The organism is Pseudomonas sp. LBUM1673, assembly GCF_059695645.1.
Genome location: NZ_CP166780.1, coordinates 3,130,128 through 3,155,274 on the forward strand (window position 1 = coordinate 3,130,128; position 25,147 = coordinate 3,155,274).

The 25,147-nt window shown below is 54.4% G+C and carries 23 protein-coding genes and 2 pseudogenes; 17 read left to right on the forward strand and 8 right to left on the reverse strand.

Annotated features, from left to right (window positions below):
• Positions 1-214 precede the first annotated feature (214 nt).
• From ACA044_RS14395 to ACA044_RS14415, 5 genes and pseudogenes are all read left to right on the forward strand, one after another.
• Positions 215-1,435 carry a hypothetical protein gene (locus ACA044_RS14395; protein ID WP_497446945.1) on the forward strand — a complete coding sequence of 407 codons (1,221 nt, stop codon included), beginning with the start codon at positions 215-217 and terminating at the stop codon, positions 1,433-1,435.
• Positions 1,435-1,896 carry a three component ABC system middle component gene (locus tag ACA044_RS14400; RefSeq protein WP_310659236.1) on the forward strand — a complete coding sequence of 154 codons (462 nt, stop codon included), beginning with the start codon at positions 1,435-1,437 and terminating at the stop codon, positions 1,894-1,896. The genes ACA044_RS14395 and ACA044_RS14400 overlap by 1 nt, the downstream gene beginning before the upstream one ends.
• A complete protein-coding gene (locus tag ACA044_RS14405; RefSeq protein WP_497446946.1) occupies positions 1,893-3,896 on the forward strand; it encodes a DUF3732 domain-containing protein in 2,004 nt (667 codons plus the stop codon). Before ACA044_RS14400 ends, ACA044_RS14405 begins: the two co-directional genes overlap by 4 nt.
• 30 nt (positions 3,897-3,926) lie before the next feature.
• Entirely contained in the window at positions 3,927-5,759 is a 1,833-nt protein-coding gene (locus ACA044_RS14410) for an ATP-dependent nuclease (RefSeq protein WP_497446947.1), read from the forward strand.
• Positions 5,760-6,090: 331 nt separating this feature from the next.
• Positions 6,091-6,315: pseudogene (locus ACA044_RS14415) on the forward strand (DUF4113 domain-containing protein); the annotation flags it as partial.
• Positions 6,316-6,453: 138 nt separating this feature from the next.
• On the opposite strand, the gene ACA044_RS14420 reads toward ACA044_RS14415, so the two are convergent.
• Entirely contained in the window at positions 6,454-7,662 is a 1,209-nt protein-coding gene (locus ACA044_RS14420) for a PIN domain-containing protein (RefSeq protein ID WP_497446948.1), read from the reverse strand.
• Positions 7,663-7,867: 205 nt separating this feature from the next.
• On the opposite strand from ACA044_RS14420, the gene ACA044_RS14425 reads away from it, so the two are divergent.
• Positions 7,868-8,233 (forward strand): histone-like nucleoid-structuring protein, MvaT/MvaU family, encoded by a 366-nt coding sequence (locus ACA044_RS14425; RefSeq protein ID WP_497446949.1) that lies wholly within the window; start codon positions 7,868-7,870, stop codon positions 8,231-8,233.
• A 182-nt stretch (positions 8,234-8,415) separates the two neighbouring features.
• On the opposite strand, the gene ACA044_RS14430 is transcribed toward ACA044_RS14425, so the two are convergent.
• Positions 8,416-9,555, reverse strand: coding sequence for an MFS transporter (locus ACA044_RS14430; protein ID WP_497447224.1), 1,140 nt, complete (start codon positions 9,553-9,555; stop codon positions 8,416-8,418).
• A gap of 195 nt (positions 9,556-9,750) precedes the next feature.
• On the opposite strand from ACA044_RS14430, the gene ACA044_RS14435 reads away from it, so the two are divergent.
• The 3 genes from ACA044_RS14435 to ACA044_RS14445 are packed head-to-tail and all read left to right on the forward strand — an operon-like array spanning position 9,751 to position 12,183.
• Entirely contained in the window at positions 9,751-10,248 is a 498-nt protein-coding gene (locus tag ACA044_RS14435; RefSeq protein ID WP_497446950.1) for a MarR family winged helix-turn-helix transcriptional regulator, read from the forward strand.
• Positions 10,249-10,305: 57 nt separating this feature from the next.
• Positions 10,306-10,809: an arsinothricin resistance N-acetyltransferase ArsN1 family A gene (locus ACA044_RS14440; protein ID WP_497446951.1), complete on the forward strand. Its 504-nt coding sequence runs from the start codon at positions 10,306-10,308 to the stop codon at positions 10,807-10,809.
• A gap of 15 nt (positions 10,810-10,824) precedes the next feature.
• Positions 10,825-12,183: an FAD-dependent oxidoreductase gene (locus ACA044_RS14445; protein WP_497446952.1), complete on the forward strand. Its 1,359-nt coding sequence runs from the start codon at positions 10,825-10,827 to the stop codon at positions 12,181-12,183.
• A 154-nt stretch (positions 12,184-12,337) separates the two neighbouring features.
• Here the strand turns inward: ACA044_RS14445 and ACA044_RS14450 are convergent, their stop codons facing one another.
• The 5 genes from ACA044_RS14450 to ACA044_RS14470 form a co-directional block, all read right to left on the reverse strand.
• Positions 12,338-14,821 (reverse strand): arsenate reductase (azurin) large subunit, encoded by a 2,484-nt coding sequence (locus tag ACA044_RS14450; protein ID WP_497446953.1) that lies wholly within the window; start codon positions 14,819-14,821, stop codon positions 12,338-12,340.
• A 13-nt stretch (positions 14,822-14,834) separates the two neighbouring features.
• The gene (locus ACA044_RS14455; protein WP_497446954.1) at positions 14,835-15,353 is read right to left on the reverse strand and encodes an arsenate reductase (azurin) small subunit; all 519 of its coding nucleotides are present in this window, start codon (positions 15,351-15,353) and stop codon (positions 14,835-14,837) included.
• 198 nt (positions 15,354-15,551) lie between these two features.
• Positions 15,552-16,637, reverse strand: coding sequence for a flavin-containing monooxygenase (locus tag ACA044_RS14460; protein ID WP_497446955.1), 1,086 nt, complete (start codon positions 16,635-16,637; stop codon positions 15,552-15,554).
• Positions 16,638-16,674: 37 nt separating this feature from the next.
• Positions 16,675-17,022, reverse strand: a complete 348-nt coding sequence (locus tag ACA044_RS14465; RefSeq protein ID WP_497446956.1) for an ArsR/SmtB family transcription factor — start codon at positions 17,020-17,022, stop codon at positions 16,675-16,677.
• A 91-nt stretch (positions 17,023-17,113) separates the two neighbouring features.
• The gene (locus ACA044_RS14470) at positions 17,114-17,386 is read right to left on the reverse strand and encodes a hypothetical protein (RefSeq protein WP_497446957.1); all 273 of its coding nucleotides are present in this window, start codon (positions 17,384-17,386) and stop codon (positions 17,114-17,116) included.
• A 264-nt stretch (positions 17,387-17,650) separates the two neighbouring features.
• On the opposite strand from ACA044_RS14470, the gene ACA044_RS14475 reads away from it, so the two are divergent.
• The 8 genes and pseudogenes from ACA044_RS14475 (at position 17,651) to arsJ (ending at position 23,535) form a co-directional block, all read left to right on the forward strand.
• The gene (locus ACA044_RS14475; protein WP_497446958.1) at positions 17,651-18,064 is read left to right on the forward strand and encodes an arsenate reductase ArsC; all 414 of its coding nucleotides are present in this window, start codon (positions 17,651-17,653) and stop codon (positions 18,062-18,064) included.
• A 7-nt stretch (positions 18,065-18,071) separates the two neighbouring features.
• A complete protein-coding gene (locus ACA044_RS14480; protein WP_028621210.1) occupies positions 18,072-18,428 on the forward strand; it encodes a metalloregulator ArsR/SmtB family transcription factor in 357 nt (118 codons plus the stop codon).
• A gap of 45 nt (positions 18,429-18,473) precedes the next feature.
• Positions 18,474-18,944 carry an arsenate reductase ArsC gene (locus tag ACA044_RS14485; protein WP_497446959.1) on the forward strand — a complete coding sequence of 157 codons (471 nt, stop codon included), beginning with the start codon at positions 18,474-18,476 and terminating at the stop codon, positions 18,942-18,944.
• A 16-nt stretch (positions 18,945-18,960) separates the two neighbouring features.
• A complete protein-coding gene (gene arsB / locus ACA044_RS14490; protein WP_497446960.1) occupies positions 18,961-20,022 on the forward strand; it encodes an ACR3 family arsenite efflux transporter in 1,062 nt (353 codons plus the stop codon).
• Positions 20,023-20,026: 4 nt separating this feature from the next.
• Positions 20,027-20,742: pseudogene (arsH, locus tag ACA044_RS14495) on the forward strand (arsenical resistance protein ArsH).
• 13 nt (positions 20,743-20,755) lie between these two features.
• Positions 20,756-21,262: a cyclin-dependent kinase inhibitor 3 family protein gene (locus ACA044_RS14500; RefSeq protein ID WP_497446961.1), complete on the forward strand. Its 507-nt coding sequence runs from the start codon at positions 20,756-20,758 to the stop codon at positions 21,260-21,262.
• Positions 21,263-21,297: 35 nt separating this feature from the next.
• The gene (locus ACA044_RS14505; RefSeq protein ID WP_497446962.1) at positions 21,298-22,302 is read left to right on the forward strand and encodes an ArsJ-associated glyceraldehyde-3-phosphate dehydrogenase; all 1,005 of its coding nucleotides are present in this window, start codon (positions 21,298-21,300) and stop codon (positions 22,300-22,302) included.
• A gap of 12 nt (positions 22,303-22,314) precedes the next feature.
• Positions 22,315-23,535, forward strand: coding sequence for an organoarsenical effux MFS transporter ArsJ (gene arsJ / locus ACA044_RS14510; RefSeq protein WP_497446963.1), 1,221 nt, complete (start codon positions 22,315-22,317; stop codon positions 23,533-23,535).
• 232 nt (positions 23,536-23,767) lie between these two features.
• Here arsJ and ACA044_RS14515 read toward each other — a convergent pair whose 3' ends face one another.
• Complete coding sequence (locus ACA044_RS14515) at positions 23,768-25,120, reverse strand: hypothetical protein (RefSeq protein ID WP_497446964.1); 1,353 nt, start codon at positions 25,118-25,120, stop codon at positions 23,768-23,770.
• Between the last annotated feature and the right edge of the window lie 27 nt (positions 25,121-25,147).

Sequence of the window (25,147 nt, forward strand, 5' to 3'; positions counted from 1 at the left end):
TCGCGACTACGAGCTGAACTGCTGGTAGCATATGTCCAAATGCCGAATAAATACTGTATTTATATACAGTAATGGAATAACGGTTATCTACCCAACACCGACGCCGGGCCAATGCCCTGCGTTGATTTGCTGACGCGTATCAAGAAGCGATGCGTGTGCTCGGTCTGCTAAGCGAGTCGCTGGTCAGGGAAGCATGCCCAATATTGGAATGTGTATGGATACGACTCAACACCCGAATACGACGCTACCCGGTCACGCACCCTTGCCGTTCGATGCGACGCTCCTGTTCAAGGCGCTTCAGTACCAGCTGCTCGTTGCCGTGGAGCATTGCTATGACCTGGCACCTGACGAGTGCCTGTGGCTCGAAGTCCTAGGAGATGTCACGGTTCCTGGAAAAAGCCAGACAGAGGTCAAGCATTACACCGATAACCTCACGGATAGCCATGCCAATTTCTGGAACACCCTGAAAAACTGGCTACATGAAAACTTTGATCGCACCTCCTTCAAGAGCCTGGTGCTGCTGACGACGCAGGAGTTCGGAGCGCAAACCCTGCTCAAGGGATGGAACACGGCCACTCCCGCAGAGCGGCTTTCGATCATGGAGAGTATCGTTGCATCCTCTCAAGCCAGTGCCGACAAGAAGACGAAGAAGGAGTCCGAGGCCGGGGAGGTCGTTTCTAAGCCCTCGAAGTCCCAGTCGCTTCAACAATACGTGATGACCCCTGACCGCCGTGAAGCATTGATGGAAGTGCTGGAACGGATGCACATCACAACAGGCGCCGAGTCACTGGAGCAACGCCTCAAGACCTACGAGACCCGTCATCTCAAGCCCATTCGACCGTCCAAATACCAGCAGTTCATCTATGAGCTGTTGGGCTTCATGTGCAGCCCAGAGCTAGTGATCAAGGGGTGGAAGATCACCCATCAAGCTTTTACTGACAAATTGTCAGAGCTTACGCATCGGTACATGAAGCATCCGAAAACTTTTCCCCCAGTGGATATGGCGGCGCTCAAGAAGAGCGTCGATGTCGAAGAAATTCGGCCCATGCCGTTTGCTCAGAAAATCACAGAAATTGGCGGAGAGCAGTACCTGAAGCGGGCAGCTCTGCATCGAGTGGTTGCCCAGACGACGATCTCCGATCTGTACACGGATGGCGTGCTCTTCAAACCAATGGTGGATCTCTACCTCAGCAATCACCTTACACAGCACCAATACGGGCGTGATGCGGCGATGCTCGGCTGCACGGGGGTTACCTGTTCAACCCAGCTGAGTACCCAATCCATGATGTTCTTCCTTGAGCGTAATGGTTTGCCCCCTGAACCGTTCTGCGGCTTGGAACACACGATGCCCGAATTTCGCAATGGCATCTATCACATGCTCGCAGGAGAGAAACCCGAGGATGAGGATGACGAATTTCACTGGAGGCTGTGGTGATGACCACTCAAGTCTCTGATCACCTGTATACGTTGCATAGAACTCCTTTTGCGCTGGCGCCTGTTATCCAGAGCTTCTATCAGCACTGGGAACCGGTCGAAAAGGATGTACTGCTCAGCTACCTGATCCTTCCCCTCGTCACCTACAAACCGATGCATGCCTTTCTGCACAGGGCGCGACGGGACAGTTCACTGCGGACGATGGCCTCCGACGCGGAAAGGCTCATTGGGCTGGCCCTTCGTGTTGAGGAGTTCAAGCCGATCACCAACGCTTCCTTGCTTATCCTGGCCGCTGAAAAAAGTCTGGAAATCACGCCCGAACTGTCCGTTCGATCGCTCCAGAAGCCGCAGTCGGTCAACTCGGATAAGTCGTTGCTGAGGTACAGCCAGAAACTGGCCATGGTGCTGTCTGGCGAAAACGTTGTTTCAATTTACAGGATGTTGGGGCTCAAATCGCTATGAAGTGTTACGTACAATACATCGGTGTCGTGGACAGTGATCATAACGTCCACCACGTCCCCTTTGAGCCTGGTCTCAATATTGTGACCGGCAAATCCTCCAAAGGTAAAAGTGCGATCCTCGACATTTTCGATTACTGCCTGGGGAGCTCCGAAGACACGATCCCGGAGGGCATTATCACGGATCGTGCGAAGACATTTTTTACCGTACTGCGATTCCCGAGCATGGCAGTTGTCGTAGGGCGAGCGGCGGCCAGCAACCGGTGTTTTTTACGCGAGATTTCCGGGCAAGCAGTGGACAACGTGCTCCAGCTCATCGAAGACGTGGATACGTTCTTCACTTCTAATTTCTACCAACCCAAGGCCGACTTCCTTAAGAGCCTAGGGCGCTACTTCGGTGTCACGCTGGAGAACATCGACACAGATCCTCTGCAGCAGGAGATGACTGGCAAATGGAGCGCCACACCTTCGGTGCGCAGCTTCCCGTCGTTTATGCTGCAGCATCAGAACCTGGTGGCCAACCGGCATGCGATTTTCTACCGGTTCGAAGAGAAGCGTAAACGTGACCAAGCCACCGATCATTTCAAGATCTTCATGGATATTGTTGGAGAGGATTACTTCGATCTTGCGAAGCTCCGTACTGAGGCTCTGTATGAGCTCAAGCGTGCTAAGGCTCAGATACCAAAGCAGGACAAGATCAAGGAAGATTACCTTTCTGACTTCGCGACCCTGTTGAAGGAGTACGAAGCGTTCGCCGGTGTGCCGCTAACAGAGCTCACGCCTGAGGAAATATTGGCAAAGCCCAAGCCAGCGTTGGAGCGCCTCACAGGTCTCTCAGTCAGAGTTGATGGCCAATCCAGTGCTTTTGAAACCAGACGGACTGAACTGCGCGAGCAGAAAGCCGTACTGATGGCCAGCATTCAGAAGGCGCTCAATACTCGCTATCTGCTGAAAGTATCTACCCAGCAGGCGTCGGGTTTCGCGGAATCTGTGACCGCGTTGCCCATCCCTACGACGACCAACCTTGAACACGCGGCCTGCCCCGTTTGCGCATCGCAATCGGATGTGGCTGAGGACGAAGCCAACAAATTGTCGGCAGCGATCAACTGGCTGAATGGTGAACTCAAGGTCTCGTCCTACGCGCGGGAAGGATTCGGTGAGGAGAGCCGGGCGATTGAGGAAGAGCTCAAAAAGCTTCGCAAGGAGCTCGCGCTCGTAGAAAAGGCACTGAAGCCCCTAGACGATGAAGCGGATCGGCTGGAGAAATCAAAGTCCGCCGATGGCGCGGCTCAGAAGGCCAAAATTAAACTCGAGCTCGCCATTGAAAAGCGCATCGCGAATCCCCCATCCGAGGCAACGGGTATGGCGGATTTCTGGCAAAAAGAAGTTGATAGGTTTGATGGGCTTATGTCCCAGTATGACGTCGAGTCAAAGCTGTGGGCGCTTCAGAACGATATCAACAAAAAAATGAAAACCTTCGGAAAGGACTTCGATTTCGAAGAAGCCTATAAAACTGGCTCTTTGAAATTTGACGTGGAAACCTTCGATCTTTGGCATGAACGGCCCATCGCTGGCGGCCACTTCAAAAAGGTATTTCTGCGCTCGATGGGCAGCGGAGCCAACTGGTTGTACTCGCATTTGACCCTGTTCATGGCGCTGCACTATCAGTTCGCGGCGTATCCCAAATGTAAGGTGCCACCGATCCTCTTCCTCGATCAGCCGACACAGGTCTATTTTCCCTCAACAGATGATTCTGATGCATTCAAAGCAGATGATCTGCGTGGGGATAGAAAGACTGCCAAGACTGTCGACGAGGATGTACACGCCGTTTCGAAGATGTTCACCAACCTGGCCAGATTCTGCGATGTGACGCTCAAAGAGACCGGCGTCATGCCGCAGATTATCGTGTGCGACCACGCCGATAAGTTGCCGCTGCAGGGCAACTATGTCTTTGAGAGTTTCGTCCGCGCTCGGTGGAGAACCAGGGGCCTGATAGCGGAGTAACCTGAGACGTTGCCAAGGGAGATCGCTCCCTTGGCCGGTATCGTGCGAATTGTAGCTGGGGCTGTATTTGATACCGGTATCGAAGCGCCAAGCGACGCTTCGTTGGTCGACGCCGGTTTTTTCAACCTTGGCTTCGATAATTATGAGGTCATGCAGATCATTCCCTATACACCCGGATCGGGGCGCCGCAGAAGTCCGAACATCTCGCGGGGGCAAACTGGCGCAGTGACACTGCGCTGCGCACATTTTACTAAGCAGAGCAGCCCGAGCGGCTATAGCGATGCCCTACCGGATTCCACTACTTTCAGGAGTTTATGCACCATGGCGGTTAGTCAGCAGGTTACCCATAGCCTGAGCATCAAAAAGCTCAAAGGCATTTCGTCTCTGGATGAGATCCGATTTGATGAGAAGCCACTCACAGCCATCCTGGGGCCTAATGGTTGCGGGAAGTCGACGATCTTGCATGCTTTGGCTTGTTGCTACAAACCGACGCTTGGTTCGGAGCAATATAACTGGCGATTTCGAGATTTCTTTACGCCAACCACCGATGCAACCTGGACGGGCAGCGAGTTGAAAATGCTTCACTCCCATCGGGAGGGTGCCAACAATTTTCCCAATCTGAAAACGACATATCAAAAGAGGGCAGGGCGCTGGGCGCCTCGCTATTCGAATCGTCCGGAACGCTACGTTCGTTTCGTGGGTATCAAATCATGCGTACCGCGCATCGAAGAGGAAACGTACACTTCCGCAATCTCCTATCAGACCGAGGCTCACGTCGATGCGGGTCTAATCATGGCCAAGATGAGCACCATTTTTAATCGAGGCTATACCGAGCTGAACCTCCATCGGGCTCATTCCGGCCGGCGATACACAGGTCTCGTATGGGACGGTGCCCGGTACTCTGCGCTTGCTATGGGCGCTGGCGAGCAGAGGGTATTGGAAATTCTGTCAGTTGTTTTTAACGCACCTCGATACGGCCTCATTCTGATTGACGAGGTTGATCTGCTTCTGCATACCGCCGCCCTGCGAGGATTGATCGATATTCTGTTTGATCGTGCGCAAGATAAATCACTTCAGATTGTTTTCACGACTCACCGAGAAGCGATCCTCGAACTTCATGAGAAAGTCAGCATAAAACACATCCACACCGTCAGACCTGAGCTTAAGACCTACTGTTTCTCCAATACCAAGCCTGATGCTCTCCAGCGACTGACTGGGGTGCCTGATCGTCCCATCGAGGTCTTCGTCGAAGACGAAATGGCCCTTGCCATTGTTGAGTATGAGCTTTCCAGGTTGGGCATGAAGCGCGTTGCTAATATCACTCCATACGGCGCGGCAACGAACTGTTTTACATTGGCCGCAGGCTTTATCCTTTCTGGGGGACATAACACAGAGCGCCAGTTGTTTCTGCTCGACGGCGATCTATATGTAACCCCAGAATCTCGATTGGATCGTGCCAAGGCCGTCCTTAGTGGCACGGAGGCCTATGCTGAAGCTCGACGGGATCGCTGCCTTGAGGGAATCAGAATGCTGCGCGCTCTTGATGGGGCGCCCCCTGCACCCGAAGCCCAGCTCCATAGGATGATCACTAGGCTGCCCCCTCAACAGGATGCGGCTGTGAATGAGATCATTGAAATTGCGAACGGGCTCCAAGCGGTCGGCGATGTTCATTTGTTCGTCGAAAACATCATCAGAACATTGAATGTCCATCGTCACTCAGGATTCTCTTCCATAGTCAGAGCTGCAGCGCTGTCACCGGATTGGGAAGTGTACGTGCAAGAGCTGCGTGCTTGGCTAGAGGTGCAGCGACCTCGGGTAATCGAAGACCGGGCTCATGGTGATCAACGCGCTGTGTGTGCCTAACGTTCCTAGCGCCAATACCTGCTGTACCGCCCGGTCAGAGGCAACTGCTTCAACGGCGCGGTGGGTATCTGATTGCAAGGATTGGCTCTATGAATGTTTACCTGCTCACCTGATTTGCAGTTATCCAAAAAAGAGCGGTCGGCAACAGGCGTTGAGTCTCGTGTGATTTTTTGGTAAGTCGGGAGTGCCTTGGCGGGTGAACACCGGAGCACTGCTTATGCTTTTTACTCGTCACGTGCAGGTCGAACAACTCGCGTCGTGCAAGGCTCATTCATCGTGTCACGAGCCAGGCGGGTTATGGCTCTCCATGCGAGTTCCTTTCTCGCCCAACCTTTTCCAAAAAGGCGAGTACACCGACGATCTCTATTCGAACTCTCAGCCGGAATCGACCGAAAAAGTGATTGGTGTTTTGGATGCGATCAATGGCCGATAGGGCAGGGGGACGATGCGCTTGGCTAGTGTGCCGACCGATCCGGATTGGGGTATGCGCAGGGAGATGATGAGCCAGAGTTTCACGACGCGCGTTGATCAGCTTTGGACTGTCTACTGCAATTGAGGCGATCCTCCATCGATAGGTGACCGCATTCGATGGAGGGGAAAAACGAAATTATTCGAAATTATGGCTGAGCCATAATTTCTGATTTTCCAATTGATGATTGGAGCCGGAGCATACACTCGAGTCGACAGTAAGAGGCTAACGCTTGGAAGCCAGTGCTTCGTCACGCCTCCTTTCTTTTTCTTGCTCCCATTCCCATTCCCAGCGGAGCTCCTCATCCCGTTCATTAGAATAATCTGGTGCAATGTCACCGAATTTAACTATGCCCATTTCGCCCTCCACCTCAATTTCATTTGGGGTAAGAGAATTACCTAATTCTTTCCAGTCACCCTTGAAATGAATTAGCACATCTGCCTCGTAGCTCTCGTTCCTTTCTTCCAAGGAGCCACCTAATGGCACGTAATCTTTGTCAATTGAGTCGTACTGCGAAAAAGAGAAAGTAGTCATGACTTTTGTATTGACCAGCGCTGTTAGACTGAGCACCACAAGGTCGTCCTCGATCAGGACGATTCTGACCCTGGGTTTGTTATCTTCTCCCTGAGCGAATTTGTGCCCAAGATATTCGATTTGAACCTCATCGTACTCAAAGTAAAATAGTGAATTCGCTTCGATATCAGGTGTTTGTTCGCTAACCCTTTCAGAAATTGCATTTTTGATGCTTTGGAACAGTGTGCCATCTCGGTCGAGTAGTCTGTCCGCTTGGAGCATTTCAATGAGACTTTTGACCTTCGTATGGGGTTGGAATAAAGCTAGGGCATCGGGCAGGTCTTCAACAACGTGTAGGTACGACGAATTTTTTGCAAACGCGTGCCAGCCTTTGTCTTTACTGACCAGCACAGTCCTTTTGTCATTACCTACGGCCCAGGATTCGAGTGTTAGTAGCGCAATAGCATCAGGAAACTCGTGCTTTTTTTCGTTCGTGGTTTCGAAGGGCGCCTCGGTGGAGAAGTACATGCGCATTAAGTCGCTAATGTTTACGCGTGAGCTGGCTATAACCATTCCATTGATTCGCTGATAGAATTTTTTAAGCTTTTCTTCCGCCATAAGTGCCGGATTTATATCGCGCAAATGAGAGGCGCCAAACTGTGATATCTCGCTGTTATCAGCATACTTGGCAAGCGTCCTAAGATTGCCTCTGGCCGCTTTAAGTGCTTCAGCAATCTCAGAAGAGAGGTGTTGCACCCCTTCGGAGTGAATGACATCAGGCTGAACTATCTGGACGGGGCTGCCTTGAAATTGTTCAAGTTGCTTCAGAATACCCCCATCGAAATTATAACGCTGGCCGCGAAGGATGTTGCTATCTATGGATAATGCAGCGAAATCTAAATAGGGTTCTGATGGTGGCATGTGCATCTCCATTTTTCTGGGGGAGCGTTTTTTTAACTTGCCTCTGCAGGGTCGTAGAATAGTGCATCTCACGCGATTGGCTTCAGCACCATACCTGAAGACAATGTCCTTCGCGTCTAGAAAACTCATGAGGTTGTGGGGCTTTTTGACGACGACGCGTGTAATATTTGTAGGTGAACCGCACTCTCTTAAAGGAAACCATTTAATGTCTCGTCTAGCTGAATACCGCAAACTCGAACAACAACTTGCCGCCCAACTCGCAGAGCTCGAGTCGATGAAAAACGACTCCGGCTTGAAGCGTGAAATGGATTTTGAGACCAAGCTGCGCGCTTTGCTCGCTGAGTACGGTTACAGCCTCCAGAACGTGATCAACTTGCTTGACCCACACGCAGGTCGTCGTGCGCCAGCAACCGAGTCCAAATCCGGCAGCCGCAAGCCTCGCCAGGTAAAGGTCTACAAAAACCCGCACACCGGCGAAGTCGTCGAAACCAAAGGCGGCAACCACAAAACGTTGAAAGAGTGGAAAGCAAAATTCGGCTCCGACACGGTCGAGTCTTGGCTGACCAAGTGATCTTGCTTTGAGTACAAACAAAGGGGCCCGTTGAGGGCTCTTTTTGTCGGCTAGGAGGATAGAGAAAAATGGAGAGACAGAGCAGTTTCCTAAGCTTTGGGCTTCAGATTTCAGGCCTACCGGCCATAACGAATTGCTTTCGACTCGAGTTGGACATAAAGCTCTTCCCCTCAATCAACAGTTTACTTTGACGGAAGACCGAAGCTGGCGATGAGGCTTGCCATCGCTAGAGTGCACATCACAACGAGCAAAGGTGTTGAGCCGAGCTTGTCCAGAATAACAGCAGCTGCCACAGGGCCTACGGCCTGCGCGACCAGCATTGGGCGGGCCAATAAGCCCATGCGAGTACCGTAGCCATCTTGTCCAAAAAGAGCCAATGGTAGTGTCCCTCGTGCAATGGTCAGAATTCCATTTCCAGCACCGTATAGCGCCATCGCAATGAATGCCATCCATGGAATAGCCGGTATCAGTAACCCGATTCCTATCCCGCTTAGCAATATCGCTGCCTTGGCAGATGTGGTCGGATGCAAGTTTCGCCCAAGGGAGAACTCTGCAAGCCGGGCTACGACTTGAGATGGCCCTATCATCATGCCGATGGCCAGTGCGGTGGCCGTAGCGATGCCGAGCAGCTTCAGCACATCAAGCAGATGGACAGAAATTGACGAGATCACCAGCGACTGGAGTGTCAGTAGCGCTGCCAACAGCAGAAAGAGGCGATTGCCTGATTTTGTGTGATGGGCAGTGGCAATGGAAGAAGCGTGTGTAGAAACTGCCGCACTGTTAGGAATGCTCTCACTCTTTGGAATCAACAAGAGATGAATCGGTAATCCTATGGCCAGATGAGCTGCGGCTAATATGACGCAGCTATATCTCCAGCCAATCTGATGTTCCAGGCCGGCGATCAATGGCCAGCCCAAAGTGCTGGCGAACCCACCCAATAGAGTGAGGCCGGTCATCGAAGTGCGTGCGCTGTCCCCAAATAGTCGTCCCAGAGTCGAGAAGGCTGCGTCATACAGGCCGGCAGCCATGGCGGCTCCAATGAATGTCCAGGCCAGGTAGTAGATGATCAGATTGCTAGCCAAACCCATCAACAGCAGCCCCAGTGCCATCAGCATCGAACTGGTTGCCAGGACGGGGCGGCCACCATGCCGATCTATCTGCCTCCCGACCATAGGAGAGCATGCCCCTGCGACCAACAAACCCCATGAAAGTCCGGCTACGGTGCTGGTAATCGACCATCCCGTCTCTCGTGTAATCGGTGTCGCGAGGACTGCGGGCAAGTAGTACGTTGTACTCCACGCGAGTATCTGTGCGATGCCCATCGCCCAGACGAGTCCAACTCGGTTGATTGTGCGCTGACTGCTGATTGGGTAACTCAAGGGCGCCAGCCTTTTTTAGTTGTTAGGTGCAACAAATTAGCGGCGCCGGTACAGCGTCGTCAACCAAAATGAAGGAGTGGTTGACCGTTTCCTGAAGTCAGGATTATTGTTGCACCTAACAACTAATCTGTGATGGCCATGACAAAACGAAAAAAAAACCAGCTGACTCAGGATTCCGAAGATCTATATGAAGCCTTGAACCAACTCGTCCGGGTGTATCAGTTCCGCGACCGGGATCGCATCTGCTGCTACGACGTTTCGGTCACGCAATGCTATGCCATCGAGACTCTGGTCAAAAGGGGCCGACTCCGCCTGCAAGCGCTGGCAGAAGAGATGTTTCTGGATAAAAGCACTGCGAGCCGGGTGGTCGATGCGCTTGAACGCAAGGGCTATGTGTCGCGGGTTGAAGACAGCGAGGATCGTCGCGCAGTGCAGGTTGAGGTTACTGAAACTGGTCATGAGCTTTACCTGAAGATCCGCGCTGACCTGATTGCTGAAGAGCGGGCAATGATCGAACAGTTGTCACCCGAAGCGCGGCAAGGCGCGTTGAGCTTGTTGAAGCAGATCACTCGAGCGACTGAGATTCGCTGTGGCCTAGCCAGTGGCTGCTGTCCGTCAGTGCCCGTAGTGAAATGAGGGGGAGCCACCTTTTTTGCCTGAAATGTTGCTACTACCAACTGGATGGATTCAAGCATGCACATTCGATTTGCTGAAGTCAGGGACGCTGCGTCGATAGCTGATATCTACAACCAGGGTATTGAGGAGAGAAGCTCGACATTCGAGACCACGTTGCGCATGCCAAATGACATGCTTGAGCGCATTGCCTTGATAGAGCGCTACCCGACCCTGGTTATGGTTAACGATGCAAATGAAGTGGTCGCTTGGGCAGGTTTGAGTAGTTACCGTTCCCGAACCTGTTACGACGGTATCGCAGATTTCTCGATCTACCTGGATCGGAGCGTTCGAGGCCAGGGGCTAGGAAGAGTTTTGCTTCAGGCGTTACTGAACGAGGCCCAAGCCCAAGGTTTTTGGAAGGTGTTATCACGCATCTTCACCTTCAACACGGCCAGTTTGGCGTTGTGCCGTTCTTGTGGGTTCCGGGAGGTGGGGGTTTACGAAAAACACGCTTGCCTTGAAGGCCAGTGGCTCGATTGTGTGATCGTCGAGCACCTAATTTCTGCTAATCAGCCTCACTAAAGCGAGGAGTCAGTCATGGACAGTAAACTTCCTATCGCCATTATCGGCGCTGGCCCCGTGGGATTAGCTGCAGCCTGTCATCTCATCGCGAGAGGGCTGACTCCCTTGATCTTCGAGGCAGGGCCCAGTGCAGGGGCAAGCATCGAAAACTGGGCACACGTGCGAATGTTCTCTCCATGGGGGTTCAACATCGATAAGCAGGCTGCGACGCTGCTCACGGCCCAAGGATGGGACGCGCCCGCTGAGGACGTTTATCCCACTGGGCGTGAACTGCTGGATAACTACGTATATCCACTTGCAGCACTGCCATCCGTGAATAGGTATCTATGTCTGAACACCGAAGTCCTGGCGGTGACTCGGTTCGGCCAGGACGTCATGAAGACGAAGAGCCGTGAAGCCACATCATTTCTGCTACGGGTCAGGACTCCAGAGGGTGAAAAGGATGTGCTCGCCAGCGCCGTCATAGATGCATCCGGCACGTTCCGCTCGCCAAATTGGATGGGGGCACATGGTATTCCTGCCTTGGGCGAGAAGGATTTGGCTGAACGCATCGCTTACGGCATTCCCGAAGTGCTTCGTAGTGAACGGCAACGCTATGCAAATCGGCGAATCATGGTGGTTGGCAGCGGTCACTCTGCGTTCAATATCTTGCAAGACTTGGCCCGGCTTGCCCTACAGGAGCCTGGCACGAAGATTTTCTGGGTGATTCGCGGCTCCTCTTTGGATCGCATATTGGGCGGTGGGGCAAACGACAAGCTGGAGGAGCGAGGGAAACTGGGACAAAGGGTTCGCCAGTTGTTGAGCGATGGAGCCATTGAGTTGTTCACCAACATCGCCATCGACAAGGTTGCCGCAACTGACGATGGCATCGTTGTTGAGGCAAACGGCCAAGCCCTCCCCATGGTGGATGAGATCGTGGTCGCAACGGGATTCCGGCCTAAATTGGAGCTGCTTGCCGAGCTGCGTTTGGCGCTGGATTCGGCGACCCAGAGCCCAATTCATCTTGCCCCCTTGATTGATCCGAATGAGCACAGTTGCGGCACGGTTCGCCCGCATGGTGCCGTTGAGCTGGCTCACCCCGATGAAGGGATCTTCATCGTAGGAATGAAGAGCTATGGCCGTGCCCCGACTTTCCTGCTCCTGGCAGGCTATGAGCAGGTGCGTTCGGTGGTAGCTGCGTTGGCCGGTGATTGGGATGCGGCCAAGCGAGTTGAATTGGTCTTGCCAGAGACTGGTGTGTGTAGCACGCAGTTCGATGATTCTGAGTGCTGCGACCGAGCGGCAAGCCCTGACTGCTGCGAGCCAAGTTGTTGCACCGAGGCGGATAAGGCTGCTGAAGTTGTGCCGACATCGACCCGCTCTTGCTGCTCGTAGCTGTATGGGAAGTAGCTAGGCATTTGCCCAAAGCTCTTCCTCGCTGAGAAGGATGCCTCACGCCCCCCATACAATTTAAGTAGGTATGGGGGGGCTGGGCGTTGGCTTGACCACCTCGGGAAGAAACGCCCAGCTAGCTGCTAAACAATCGTGATTACGTGTTAAACCTCCGCGACTTGAAGCTGATCTTCTCTTTGAATTCCTCCACTTTCCCGATGCGGCGAATGCTCGCCCACGTCCCTTTGTAATATGGGATTACGTTTCGGTCTGTCCATGGCGTGGTCAGATCGCCCATCACGCCATTGAAATGGCCGAACTGCATAAACGTCTGGTTACGCTTGATATCCGGCTCCAGGTAGGCCAGCGCGTAGGATGAACCGTAGTCGTTAAACACCTCGACCACGTCCCCAGATGTAATAGCCAAGACTTGTGCATCGTCGGGGTTAATTTCCAGATAGGCCATAGGCACACGCCGTTGCACGAAGTCGTTGTATTGATCGTGGTAGAGCGTTTGCCACACTTCGTTGATGCGTCCATTGTTGACCCAGAACTGGTGCTTCTCCTTCTGTTCTGCCACCGGTTTCGGCAATCCGGGCCATGTTGCTGGCTTGAACTCAGCCTTGCCGTCCGGAGTGTCGAACTTGTAATCGGTGTAGAGCATCTCTGTGCCGATCAGCTTACCGTCTCGGTATTCCTTGGTGGGTAACTGGACGCCATTGTTGCCCATGGCTTTCAGCCGCTCGTAGGTGACGAGATTTCCCGTGGTGCCGCCCTGACTGTCGATTGGGCCAGCACCGGGTTGGCCAGCCATACGGAAGCCGTCATTGAAGGCGTCCTCCTCGCTTTTCCAGTCGAACCCTGCAAAACGCGCCGCCATGTCCTGTTTCCCTTCGTCCGTATACATCTGCCGAAGGGTGTTAGCGATAGCCGCTGCGATGAGGCAATCGGCTTTCGCCGAACCAGGGGGATCCATGAATTTTTGTGAAAGGCGCATCCGGCGCTCGCCATTCATTGAGGTGAGATTCATTTCGCCTGGATGGGTCGCCGGCAGCATCACATGGGCGGCTTCTGCCAGCTTGGTAGGGTAGAGGTTGATGTTGGCGAAAAAGAGACCGCCTTTGTTTTTCACTGCATCGTAAATTGCATCCACCATCTGCGAGGTTGTGCCGCCACGAACACTGGCCATGGCTTCTCTGACAATGTTGGCGCGTTTGAGAATGACTGCTCGATGTTGCTCAGCATTGAGCGTGGTCTGGAAGGGATTGGCCCCCCATGCCGTGTACATCATTCCCTTGCCGTTGATAATCTCCTGATCCACATAAATCTTGGTATTGCCTGGATATGGGGGGCGTGTGTACCCCTCTTGGTGCCCACCCATCCGCACCACCCCCGTACCTCGTCGTCCGACGTTGTGAGTGGCCAGCACCAAGTCGACCAATGCCGACTGGATGAGGTAGTTGTCATTGCCCCAGATGATTCCTTTTTCGTAGGCGTGCATGGTGTGGGGACGGTGGCCAGAGGTTTTGGGTTTGTAAGCCCATTCGGCTGCAAGCTTGAGTTTATCTGCCGACACGCCAGTGATACGGCTGGTTTCTTCAAGCGACAGCCGGTTGGCTTGAAGTGCTTGATCGAACCCCTTGGTATGGGCCTCGATAAATTCCTGGTCATGCCATTTTTGGTCGACCACGTAGGTCAGCAGACCATTGAACAGAGCGATATCCGTTCCCGGTTCGATATCCAGGTGAAGCACGTTGTCTTTACCTGCTGCTTGCTCCGCTATAGCGATGGTCGGCGTCCTGCGAGGGTCGACAAAAATCACCTTGGCTGGGACAACGGCCTCTCCTGGGAAACGCTGCTTACGTTTGTCGACTGTCTGCCCCTGCAAGTTGGGCAACCAATGCGCCAGGAAGTAGTTGGTTTGGGTTTCGTATGAGTTGCAGCCTATGGCAACAATGACGTCGGCCAACTCGGCGTCTTCATAGCTGTTGTTGAGTTCGCCAATGCCCATCTCGCGGGTGGCGTGGCACTCGGAGTTATAGGCTGGGCGGTTGTGGATTCGCACCAATGGGGTTTGCAGTGCGGTGAACATCAGCTTGCCGGTGCCCCAAGTATTCTCAAATCCGCCTCCGGCGCCTCCATGATCGAAGCAGTCAAAGGCGAGCGGGGCAGGCCCGTCATTATCAAGGATCTTCTTGGTCACCCCAGCGTAGAGCGCCAGTGCATCATTCCAACTGGTGTCTACCCACTGATCAGCCACATAAATGCGCGGGCTGCGTAAGCGCTCCCTGCCTACCCCGTCGGGGCTGTACATGACCTTGGCCAGTTGTCCGCCTCGTGTGGACGAGAGCCCTTTATTAACGTCGCACTGTTTGTCCGGCACAATCATGATGTTGTAGCGCTTGCCATCCTTGTCGGTGATCGTGTTCTGCATTGCCGGTGTCATGGTGACAGCCAACGGGGGTAACTGTTTGCGGAAGTCGAGCCCTAGGGCGTTCTCATCGGGCGCCCGTCCACCTTCCTGATTTTCCGGCCATTTGTATACGTGATAACCACAACCCACGATGCAGAAGTGGCATGTCAGATTGGTCTTTTGGGCATCTGCAGGAGGCAGGGCCACTCTATCTTTATTGGTTGCCATTTTAATCTCCTTATCACAGGAGGTTGGACTGACGTCCGTAGATCAACCCTTCGACGGCAACTGCACGTACCGAATCGTCTTTGGGGTTGTATTCGAGCACTACGCTGGGCAAATTCTCGGTGGCTTGGCCGGAAACCATCTGACCAGTATTCTCAGGGTCGAAGATGCTGAAATGGCAGGGGCATTTGAACAATCTCCTCTCTGCGTCATAGGCAACCGGGCAGCCCATGTGAGTGCATAGGATGCTGTAGGCGACAATGTCGCGTTCCGGGCCGACGCCGCCCGGAACAGGAGCGCCCATCTTGATCAATGCACAAGGTGAGGCGGCATCGGGATAGGAAAATTGGACTGGCGTATTGACCTGTAATTTCTGCGCCTTGGTAATCGCTTTCATTTGGTAGGGGAGATTGACTCGCCCCTCTACTGCAGGCGTTGATGTCGCCGCTTGTGCGAGTTCGGGCAGCCCAATAGCCACGCTCGCAGCAACCCCGCCCCCAATTTTCAGGAAGCCTCTTCTAGAAATAGATGCCATCTCTGCCTCCGCATTACGCTTGCGATGCAGTCGACCTCGTCTGTTTCGTAAGCGACTTTTCATTCAACCTACTCAGCATAGGATAGAAAGCCCTGTTGTGCGGCCAAAGTGGCTTTAGATGTCGAGTGAGTTCACAGGGCCCGCTATTGGCAATGCAAGGATCCGGGCAAGAGAGGTGTGCATCATTGCTTTGGTTGCTCATCGCTGCGCGGCTATCACCTGTTCTATGCCTGTGGAGCGCAGATGGCGAAGTAAATGTGGAAGGATGACTTCAGCGTCAGGCCCTACACCTCTGAGAGTTGCTGAGGCGAAATTGCGCTGCTTTGGTAACCCCATAAAGTACAGGCCCGGGATCTGCAGTGCTCGTCCATCGCGCTGCATCAATCGCCCTCGATCATCCGTCACCGCGAGGTCTTCAAGTAAGGAAATATTTGGGCGAAACCCAGTGGCGAAGACTAGGCAATCAACTGCTTCGCGGTGACCATCCGCCCAAACGACTCCGGTTGGGGTTACTTGCCCGAACATCGACCGCTGATTAAATAGTCCTGACTTCAGCGCTTTTTTGTAAGTGCCGTCATCCAATACCGGCGTGCTCTGATCATTGAGCCAGCGAGTTCTTTCCAGGCCCGTCCATTTCAGCCAGGCGTGGAAATCCGCGCCGAGCAGCTTCTGCGGAAAGAATCGAATCGCCTCACGCGTGGCAAGCGTGACCTCGGCCACCTTGGCTAGCTCGTAAGCAACCTGCACTGCCGAGTTCGCCGCTCCAATTACTACGATGCGTTTTCCACTGAACATCTCCACATTCCGATACTCGGCACTGTGAAGGCGAACACCTTGGAAGCTTTCGAGCCCAGAAACTTCAGGGGTATAGGGGCGACTGAATGCCCCCGATGCCACGATCAGCGCCCTGGTAAAGAAGCGCTGCCCACTGGCAGTCACTACTTGGAACCCACCAGCTGCCTGATTCACCTTTATGACCTGTATCCCCGGAAGAAACGGCAACTGGAAGAAGCTGGCGTACTGCTCTAGGTAGCGCACTACTTCATCGCGGGAGGGGTAGTGCCCCGGTTCTCCAGGAAACGGCAGCCCTGGTAGTGAGGAATACGCTGCCGGCGAGAACAACTCGAGGCTGTCGTAGTAGTTACGCCAGTTACCACCTGGTTGCTGCTGCTCATCCAGGATAAGGAAATCGAGCCCCTGCTGTTTCAAGTGCCAGCCACAGGCCAGCCCTGCCTGCCCTGCGCCTATTACGACAACATCGAATGATCGATCTATTATGTTCATGTGTGCGCACTTATACACATATAAGGGTAAGAAAAAATCAGCGAGATCCGCCTGGGCAGCACAATAAAGCAATGCTCTTGGCGTGATGGAGGATGTCCTCCAGTCGCTTAACGATGGCTGGGCCATCCACCTCATAAAACATCTGACGTCCTACCTTAGTGGCGCGCACGATTCCCGCGTCCAGCAGCACCTGAAGATGACGAGATACCACAGAGCGCTCTTGAGGTAGATCAGCCGCAATCGCGGTCACATCTGCCCGACCTAATTGCATCACGCGCTTCAGCACAGCAACTCTTGGCGGCTCGCAGAGGGCTTTGAAAAATGTGCCGTCGAGAGACTCAATGGCAGACTCAATGGCTTGTGACCGGTTGGTGGTGACGTTCATGCAGAGAATATATGTGCATGTTCATGCATATGTAAAGTCCCGTTTGGAGGGTGGCACTGCCTCCTTCAGTAGAGAGCAGTGCCACTACAGCTTATTTCTTAATGGTCTGTAGATAGTCTTTCAGGGTTTTTTCATCAGCCGACTTCACCGTTATTCCGTTTGGGCCAGCACCGATGTCGGAGAACTGTTTGGCGGGCTCACCGGTTTTTTTGAAATCTTCCAGTTCCTTGGAGCCTTCGCGGAATACCCAAAGTCGACCATCTTCGACCTCGGTAATGAAGCCTGGTTTGTCGTATTGACTGGCGAAGGTAGCGCTCGCGAACAGGTTGGTGAGTAGCATCGCGGTCAGGGGCAGTTTGTTCATCGCAAGGTTCCTGCTTGGGGTTGAGGTGGGGGGAGCCTAAAGCCATTGCGATGACAGATTAATTACAAAATACGGATATGCGAGTAAGCAGATGTTACGTGCCGGTGCTTGCTGATAAATGATCGATGCTTGCTCTTGAGCTCCATATTTATTGCCAATATTGGTTTGTTGAGCAGCTTGTCGACCAGAAATCGGCGTTACCGCTTTACTAGATATTTGATAAACCATATATTCGCTAAACCATATACTCTTCGAGACTTGGCAATGACCGATAAGATCCGCGTGCTGTTCGTTTGTGTCGCTAACGCTGCCCGCTCGCAGCTGGCTGAAGCGCTGCTGCGGCACACTGATTCAGAGCATTTCGAGGCCTTTAGTGCAGGCAGCATGCCCAGCGAGATCGATCCCCGCACCTTGGGAGCGCTTCAGCACCTAGGTGTGAGTACCGTAGGGTTGTACAGCAAGTCTATCGATGAGTTTGCGGCAGAGCGTTTCGATTACGTCATCACGCTGTGCGATAAATCGTCTCTGGAGTGTCATGCCCTGCCAGGAGTAGGAGAGGTGCTGGCCTGGAACTTTGAAGATCCAGTGACTAGCACCAAGCACGACGCATTCCGTCACACCCTTCACGAGATCCATGAACGCATCAAGATGTTCGTGTTGGTGAAATCTAAACGTTGAGACCCCTATGGCTGACCATCTGACACCGACCACCGTATTCAAGTGCCTGGCCGACGAAACCCGCATTCGCCTTATGTTGCTTATCACCCGTGAGGACGATCTGTGCGTTTGCGAACTGACCTGCGCACTCGATGAGAGCCAGCCGAAGATTTCCCGCCACCTGGCGCAACTGCGCAATTGCGGTTTGCTGGAGGATCGTCGACAAGGCCAATGGGTGTATTACCGCTTGCATCCCAGTCTGCCGGATTGGGTGATCGCCGTACTGAAAACCACGCTTGACGCCAACCAGCATTGGCTCAGTCCCGACGCCAAACGCCTCGACGTGATGGGTGATCGCCCTCAGCGCCTAGCTGCTTGCTGCTGAGTTAACGCTTGCCTGAGCACCGCTCGACCTTTACGAGATAGCTCGATGAAAACTCTGTTTCTCTGCACCGCCAACAGCTGCCGCAGTATTCTTTGTGAGGCCATGTTCAATCACTTGGCTCCGGCTGAGATGCACGCCTACAGCGCCGGCAGCCAGCCGAAGGGTGAAGTGCATCCGTTGAGCCTGAAAACGCTGAATAAGGCTGGAGTCTCGACTGCAGGGCTCTACAGCAAATCCAGTGAAGTCCACGAGAACCTGGCACCTGATTTCGTCATCACGGTGTGCGACAAGGCTGCCGGTGACGCCTGCCCGGTATTTTTCGGGCCGGCCACCAAGGCCCACTGGGGGCTGGCTGACCCATCGGAATATCAAGGGACTCAAGAAGAAATCGAGGCGGCTTTCGAAGCCACTCTGGAACAGATCAGAACCCGAATCGAAGCCTTCCTGGCTTTACCGCTCAAGCAGTTAAGTGCCGAACAACTCAAGGCCGAGCTGGCCCTGATCGGCACCCTCTGACACTGGAGACATGACGATGAGTAAAAGCCGTCTTTCTTTTTTGGATCGCTATCTGACGGTCTGGATCTTTCTCGCTATGGCAATTGGTGTCAGCTTGGGCAGTCTGTTCGAGGGGCTGCCGGCCTGGCTTAACAGCCTGTCGGTGGGTTCGACCAATATCCCGATTGCCATCGGCCTGATCGTGATGATGTATCCGCCATTGGCCAAGGTCAGGTACGAAGAGCTGCCGGAGGTGTTCAAGGACAAGCGCATCTTGGCGCTATCGCTGATCCAGAACTGGGTGATTGGCCCAGTGCTGATGTTCGTCCTGGCCATCGTGTTTCTCGCCGACAAGCCGGAGTACATGACCGGCCTGATCCTCATCGGCCTGGCGCGCTGCATCGCCATGGTGCTGGTGTGGAATCAAATCGCAGGCGGCAACAACCAATACGTCGCTGGGCTGGTGGCCTTCAACAGCATCTTCCAAATCCTGTTCTTCAGTGTGTATGCATGGATCTTCCTCGGTCTGCTGCCGCCATTGTTCGGCCTGCAGGGCAGCGTGATTGACACCAACTTTGTCAGCATCGCCGAGTCCGTGCTGATCTACCTGGGCATCCCATTCCTGGCTGGTTTCCTCACGCGCAAGATCCTCATCAGCCGCAAAGGCGAGACCTGGTACAGCCAACGCTTCATTCCGCGCATCAGCCCGCTGACGCTGGTCGCGCTGCTGCTGACCATCGTTGCCATGTTCAGCCTCAAGGGTGACGTGGTGCTGCAATTGCCATTTGATGTGTTGCGCATCGCGATTCCCCTGACGATCTACTTCGTGGTGATGTTCTTCATCAGCTTCTGGATGGGCAAGTTGCTCCACGCTGACTATCCACGCACCACTGCGCTGGCCTTTACCGCCGCCAGCAACAACTTCGAACTGGCCATCGCTGTGGCCATCGCGACATTTGGCCTGGCCTCGCCAGTGGCGTTCGCTACGGTGATCGGCCCACTGGTTGAAGTGCCGGTTTTGATCATGCTGGTCAGTGTGTCCCTTTGGCTTAAGCGCCGCTGGTTCGATCATCCGAAAGGCGCCCTCGCTGAGGAGTAAATATATGACTGATGAACATATCCCCAACCTCGATGCCGAACTGGTCGATCTGCCGACCCTCGATAAGCTCCGCAGTACGTTCTCGGCCACGCATAAACCGCGCATCCTGCTGCTCTACGGCTCGACTCGCGAGCGTTCGTTCAGCCGCCTGCTGACCGAAGAAGCTGCGGCCTGTTGCAGCACTTCGGCGCAGAAACACGCATCTTCAATCCATCCGAGTTGCCGTTGCCAGATGACGTGCCGGACAGCCATCCCAAAGTGCAAGAACTATGCGAACTGGTGCTCTGGTCAGAAGGTCAGGTCTGGTGCTCTCCTGAGCGCCACGGCTCGATGAGCGCGGTGTTCAAGGCGCAGATCGACTGGGTTCCATTGACCATGGGCGCGGTGCGCCCAACCCAGGGTAAGACGCTGGCGGTGATGCAGGTCTGTGGCGGCTCGCAATCCTTCAACGTGGTCAACCAGCTGCGTGTGCTGGGTCGCTGGATGCGTATGTTCACTATTCCCAACCAGTCCTCGGTGCCGAAGGCCTACCTGGAGTTCGATGAAGCCGGGCGCATGAAACCCTCCGCATTCTACGACCGTGTCGTGGACGTAATGGAAGAGCTGGTGAAGTTCACATTGCTGCTGCGCGAACGGCAGGACTATCTGGTCGACCGCTATTCCGAACGTAAGGAGTCGGCGGAAGAACTCTCCAAACGCGTTAATCAACGCTCTATCTAAAGGACGACTGATCGTGCACCAACATCCGTATTCCGTTTTCACCACGACAGCTGTGCAAGGCCAATTGATCTTCACGCCTTGCCCAGGCACGAAAGACGCGTCGGTCGCTGAGGCGCTGGACTCTCTGAAGGGAGCAGGTGCTTCGGCCTTGCTGACGCTGATGCCGGTTGAAGAGTTGAGCCAGAACGAAGTCGCAAATCTGCCAGAGCAGTGCCTGCAGCGTGGTATCGAGTGGTTTCATCTGCCTGTGGAGGATGACGAGGCACCTGGTGAGCCGTTCCAGGCTGCCTGGGAGACCAATCGTGAGCGGATCAAGCAATTGCTCATCGAAGGCAAGAATATTGCCATTCACTGCAAGGGCGGTTCGGGCCGTACCGGATTGATTGCAGCGCAACTGTTGATCGAATGCGGAGTGCCGTTCCGTGAGGCGATAAGCGAAGTGCAAGCGCTGCGTCCGCGTGCGATTCAGCACCCTGCACATATCAACTACATCAGCCAATTCGACATCGCGAAGTCGTAATTGCCCGCAGACAGCAGTCCCAAGAGAACAACAGCATGAGTATCAAAGTAGGTATCAATGGTTTCGGTCGTATCGGTCGTCTCGCCCTGCGTGCAGCCTGGGGCTGGCCAGAGTTCGAGTTCGTGCAAATCAACGATCCGGCAGGCGATGCAGCAACCCATGCGCACCTAATCAACTTCGACTCTGTGCATGGCCGTTGGCACAACGAAGCCAGCGCCGAAGGCGATCATGTAATGATTGGCGGTAACCGCATCAAGGTCACCGCAAACAAAACGATTGCCGAAACCGACTGGTCGGGTTGCGATTTGGTGATCGAGGCCAGTGGTAAGATGAAGACTGTGGCGGTGTTGCAGGCCTACCTGGATCAGGGCGTTAAGCGTGTGGTGGTCTGTGCGCCGGTCAAGGAGCAAGGCGCCTTGAACGTGGTGATGGGCGTTAACCAGCACCTGTTCGACCCGGCGCAGCACCGTATTGTGACCGCTGCCTCCTGCACCACCAATTGCCTGGCCCCGGTCGTCAAAGTGATCCACGAGAATCTGGGCATTCGCCACGGCTCGATCACCACCATCCACGACCTGACCAACACCCAGAGTATCCTCGATCAGCCGCACAAGGATCTGCGCCGCGCCCGCGCTTCCGGCATGAGCCTCATCCCGACCAGCACCGGCTCGGCCACCGCCATTGCGGAAATTTTCCCCGAGCTGCGTGGGCGCCTGAATGGTCACGCGGTGCGCGTACCGCTGGCCAACGCCTCGCTCACCGACTGTGTGTTCGAAGTGGAGCGCGCCACCTCGGTGGATGAAGTTAATGCGTTGCTCAAGGCTGCCGCCGCTGGCCCGCTGAAAAACATCCTGGGCTATGAGGAACGCCCACTGGTATCCATCGACTACCGCACCGACCCGCGCTCCTCGATCATCGATGCGCTGTCGACGATGGTGATCAATGGCACTCAGGTGAAGATCTATGCCTGGTACGACAACGAATGGGGTTACGCCAACCGCGCTGTTGAGCTGGCCAAACTGGTCGGTTTGGCCGATTAACAGGGAGAGATCATGAACGCGTTGTCAGCCCTTTCACCGCAAGTGCGCCAGTACCTGTTGGTGACCGGCAATTACTGGGCCTTTACCCTCACCGACGGTGCGCTACGCATGTTGGTGGTGTTGCACTTCCATGCGTTGGGTTACAGCCCGTTGCAGATTGCGTTCCTGTTTCTGTTCTACGAAATCTTCGGTGTCATAACCAATCTAGTGGGCGGTTACCTGGGTGCCCGTCTAGGCCTGAATCGCACCATGAACATTGGATTGGGACTTCAGGTGGCGGCTTTGTTGATGCTCACGGTGCCTGCCGCTTGGCTGACCATCCCTTGGGTGATGGGGGCCCAGGCGCTGTCGGGTATTGCCAAAGACCTCAACAAGATGAGCGCGAAAAGCTCCATCAAGCTGCTGGTGCCCGACAACCAGCAAGGCACCCTTTACCAGTGGGTAGCAATTCTCACCGGTTCGAAGAACGCGCTCAAAGGCGTGGGTTTCTTCCTGGGCGGTGCGCTGCTGGCATTGCTGGGTTTTACGGTTGCCGTGCTGGCGATGGCCGCAACTCTGGCGCTGATATGGATAGCCAGCCTGTTCCTGCTGAAGAAAGATCTGGGCAAAGCAAAGGCCAAACCGAAGTTTCGCGACATTCTCTCCAAGAGTCGGGCGATCAATATCCTCTCGGCGGCGCGGATGTTCCTCTTTGGTGCCCGTGATGTGTGGTTCGTGGTGGCGTTGCCGGTCTACCTGAGCGCAGTGTTTGGCTGGGACTTCTGGTTGGTTGGCGGCTTCTTGGCGGCTTGGGTCATCGGCTACGGCATCGTCCAGTCGTTAGCCCCGAACATCACCGGAAAGAAGCACGGCCACGTCCCTGATGGGCGGGCGGCCTTCGTTTGGGCGGCATTGCTGGCAGGTCTGCCTGCTGCAATCGCCCTCGGTCTCTCGGCGGGTTGGTCGCCTCACGTTGTGCTGCTGGGTGGGTTAATGGTGTTCGGCGTGCTGTTCGCGGTGAATTCCTCGCTGCACAGCTATCTCATCGTCTCGTATGCCAAAGAAGACGGGGTATCGCTGGATGTGGGTTTCTACTACATGTCCAACGCCTTGGGCCGACTGCTCGGAACCGTGCTGTCCGGCTGGATTTATCAGAGTTACGGATTGGAGGCCTGTTTGTGGGTTTCCTCGGCCTTCGTGTTGCTGGCTGCCCTGATTTCTATCGCCTTACCCAGGCATGCCGAGGCGATATGAAGCAGTATGGAGGTGACGCTGACTGCACATTTAGTTATGGCATCATTGCCGGATAGCGATCAGTTCTTGCAGGATATAGCTGTAGAATTACGTGGGCACTTCGAGATCACTCATTGCACTCTGCAACTGGAGCGCGATCAAGGTAGTTCGTTTGGTTGTAGCGGACTATAGGGGCTGAGCTATTATTTACGCTCAGGTTTGACTTTACCTGAATGATTGATCTGTCTATTCGTCAACCTGCTGTTTGTGGGCCTGGATACACAGGGGCGAAACCGCCGCCCAATGTTCGGAAATTGGTTGTCTGGCCTTGGTATAGCCGTGCGGCCACCGACAGTACCTCGCCAGCATAGGTGTAGTTACGAACGTCGAACTTCAGCACTTGGGCCTTAGTTTCAGTTGATAGAGTTCGTTGGCCAGGTTGGATCAAGGCCTGGGCCACATAATCACCGGCGAGAATCTCCTGCCAGACCCGCTGGGTGAGCTTGTCACCACGGTAGGCAGCCCGGCTGCCAAATCCGGTGTAAGGTTTGAAGAACAGCCCCCGGCGCTCCCGCCACAGGCGTTCGGCATTTGCTGCCGTCACTATTTCGGTATGCGGAATGCTGGTCAGTAATAGATCCTGGGTAGCTTGTGGCACCCCCGATGCTTTCAATCGCTGGGCATCGCAGAGTAAGGCCAGATTGCTCTTGTCTGCGTACAAGGCATGGGCTCGCGGATGTGGTGTGAGTAGCGTGGCTCGTTCAAGGTAGGCTTGGCGTAGCGTGGCGTTGCCAACAGCCTCAAGAGAAAAGTCGGTCAAACGGTTGTAGACCATGTCGATGGCCAACTGGTCATGCCAAAGCAAACCATCCCTCAGGTTGAGCTCAGAGGGATCGACGATCACTGCTTCTAGACCGTTCCGCTGGAACAACTGCTGGAACAGCAGGAACTCTGGGTACAGGTATTGTTGCTCGGGTGCCTCATCGACAATGGCAATACTGCGCAACGGTTTATCCCGCTCGTACTGTGACCACTCCTGACGAAACATTGCACTGATGCTGCTCTCAAATACTTCAGCTCTTTTTGATGGTGGCAGCAGCTGTTCTATCGCCGGGCAGCAGGCGTGCTGCGCTCGTGATAACACTGCATTGAGCATTGCCCCACCAGCATTGGTGTTGATCTCAATCAGGCCGAAATTGTTCTCAGTGACATGAAAGTCATACCCAAAGAAGACTCCCTTGACCCCACCCGGGTCATGTCGTGCGATAGCAGGAGAGTGAGCTAGCACTTCCTCTCGGTAAGCCGGGAGTGCAACGACTGATTCGACCGCGCGCACGACCTGCGCCATGCGATCCAAGTGGGCCGGTGCGATAAAGACCGGATGGGCGGCGAATAGGTGAGGGCAGCGTTGCTGCACAAGCTCAAACAGACCAGGCTGACCGAGTGTCGACTCCAGGGTCTCGCGCAGGGCGCCTTTATCCAGGCTGATGCAAAAGCACTGGCTGTTGAGGGTTTCGATAGGCACTCCTGCCAGAGCCGCTGCAGCGGCTGCCGTCGAAAGAAACGCTGCGTCATTGTCGGACAAGGGCATAACCAACTTAGGCATCGCTGTCTCCCCTAGGGCTCTGAGACT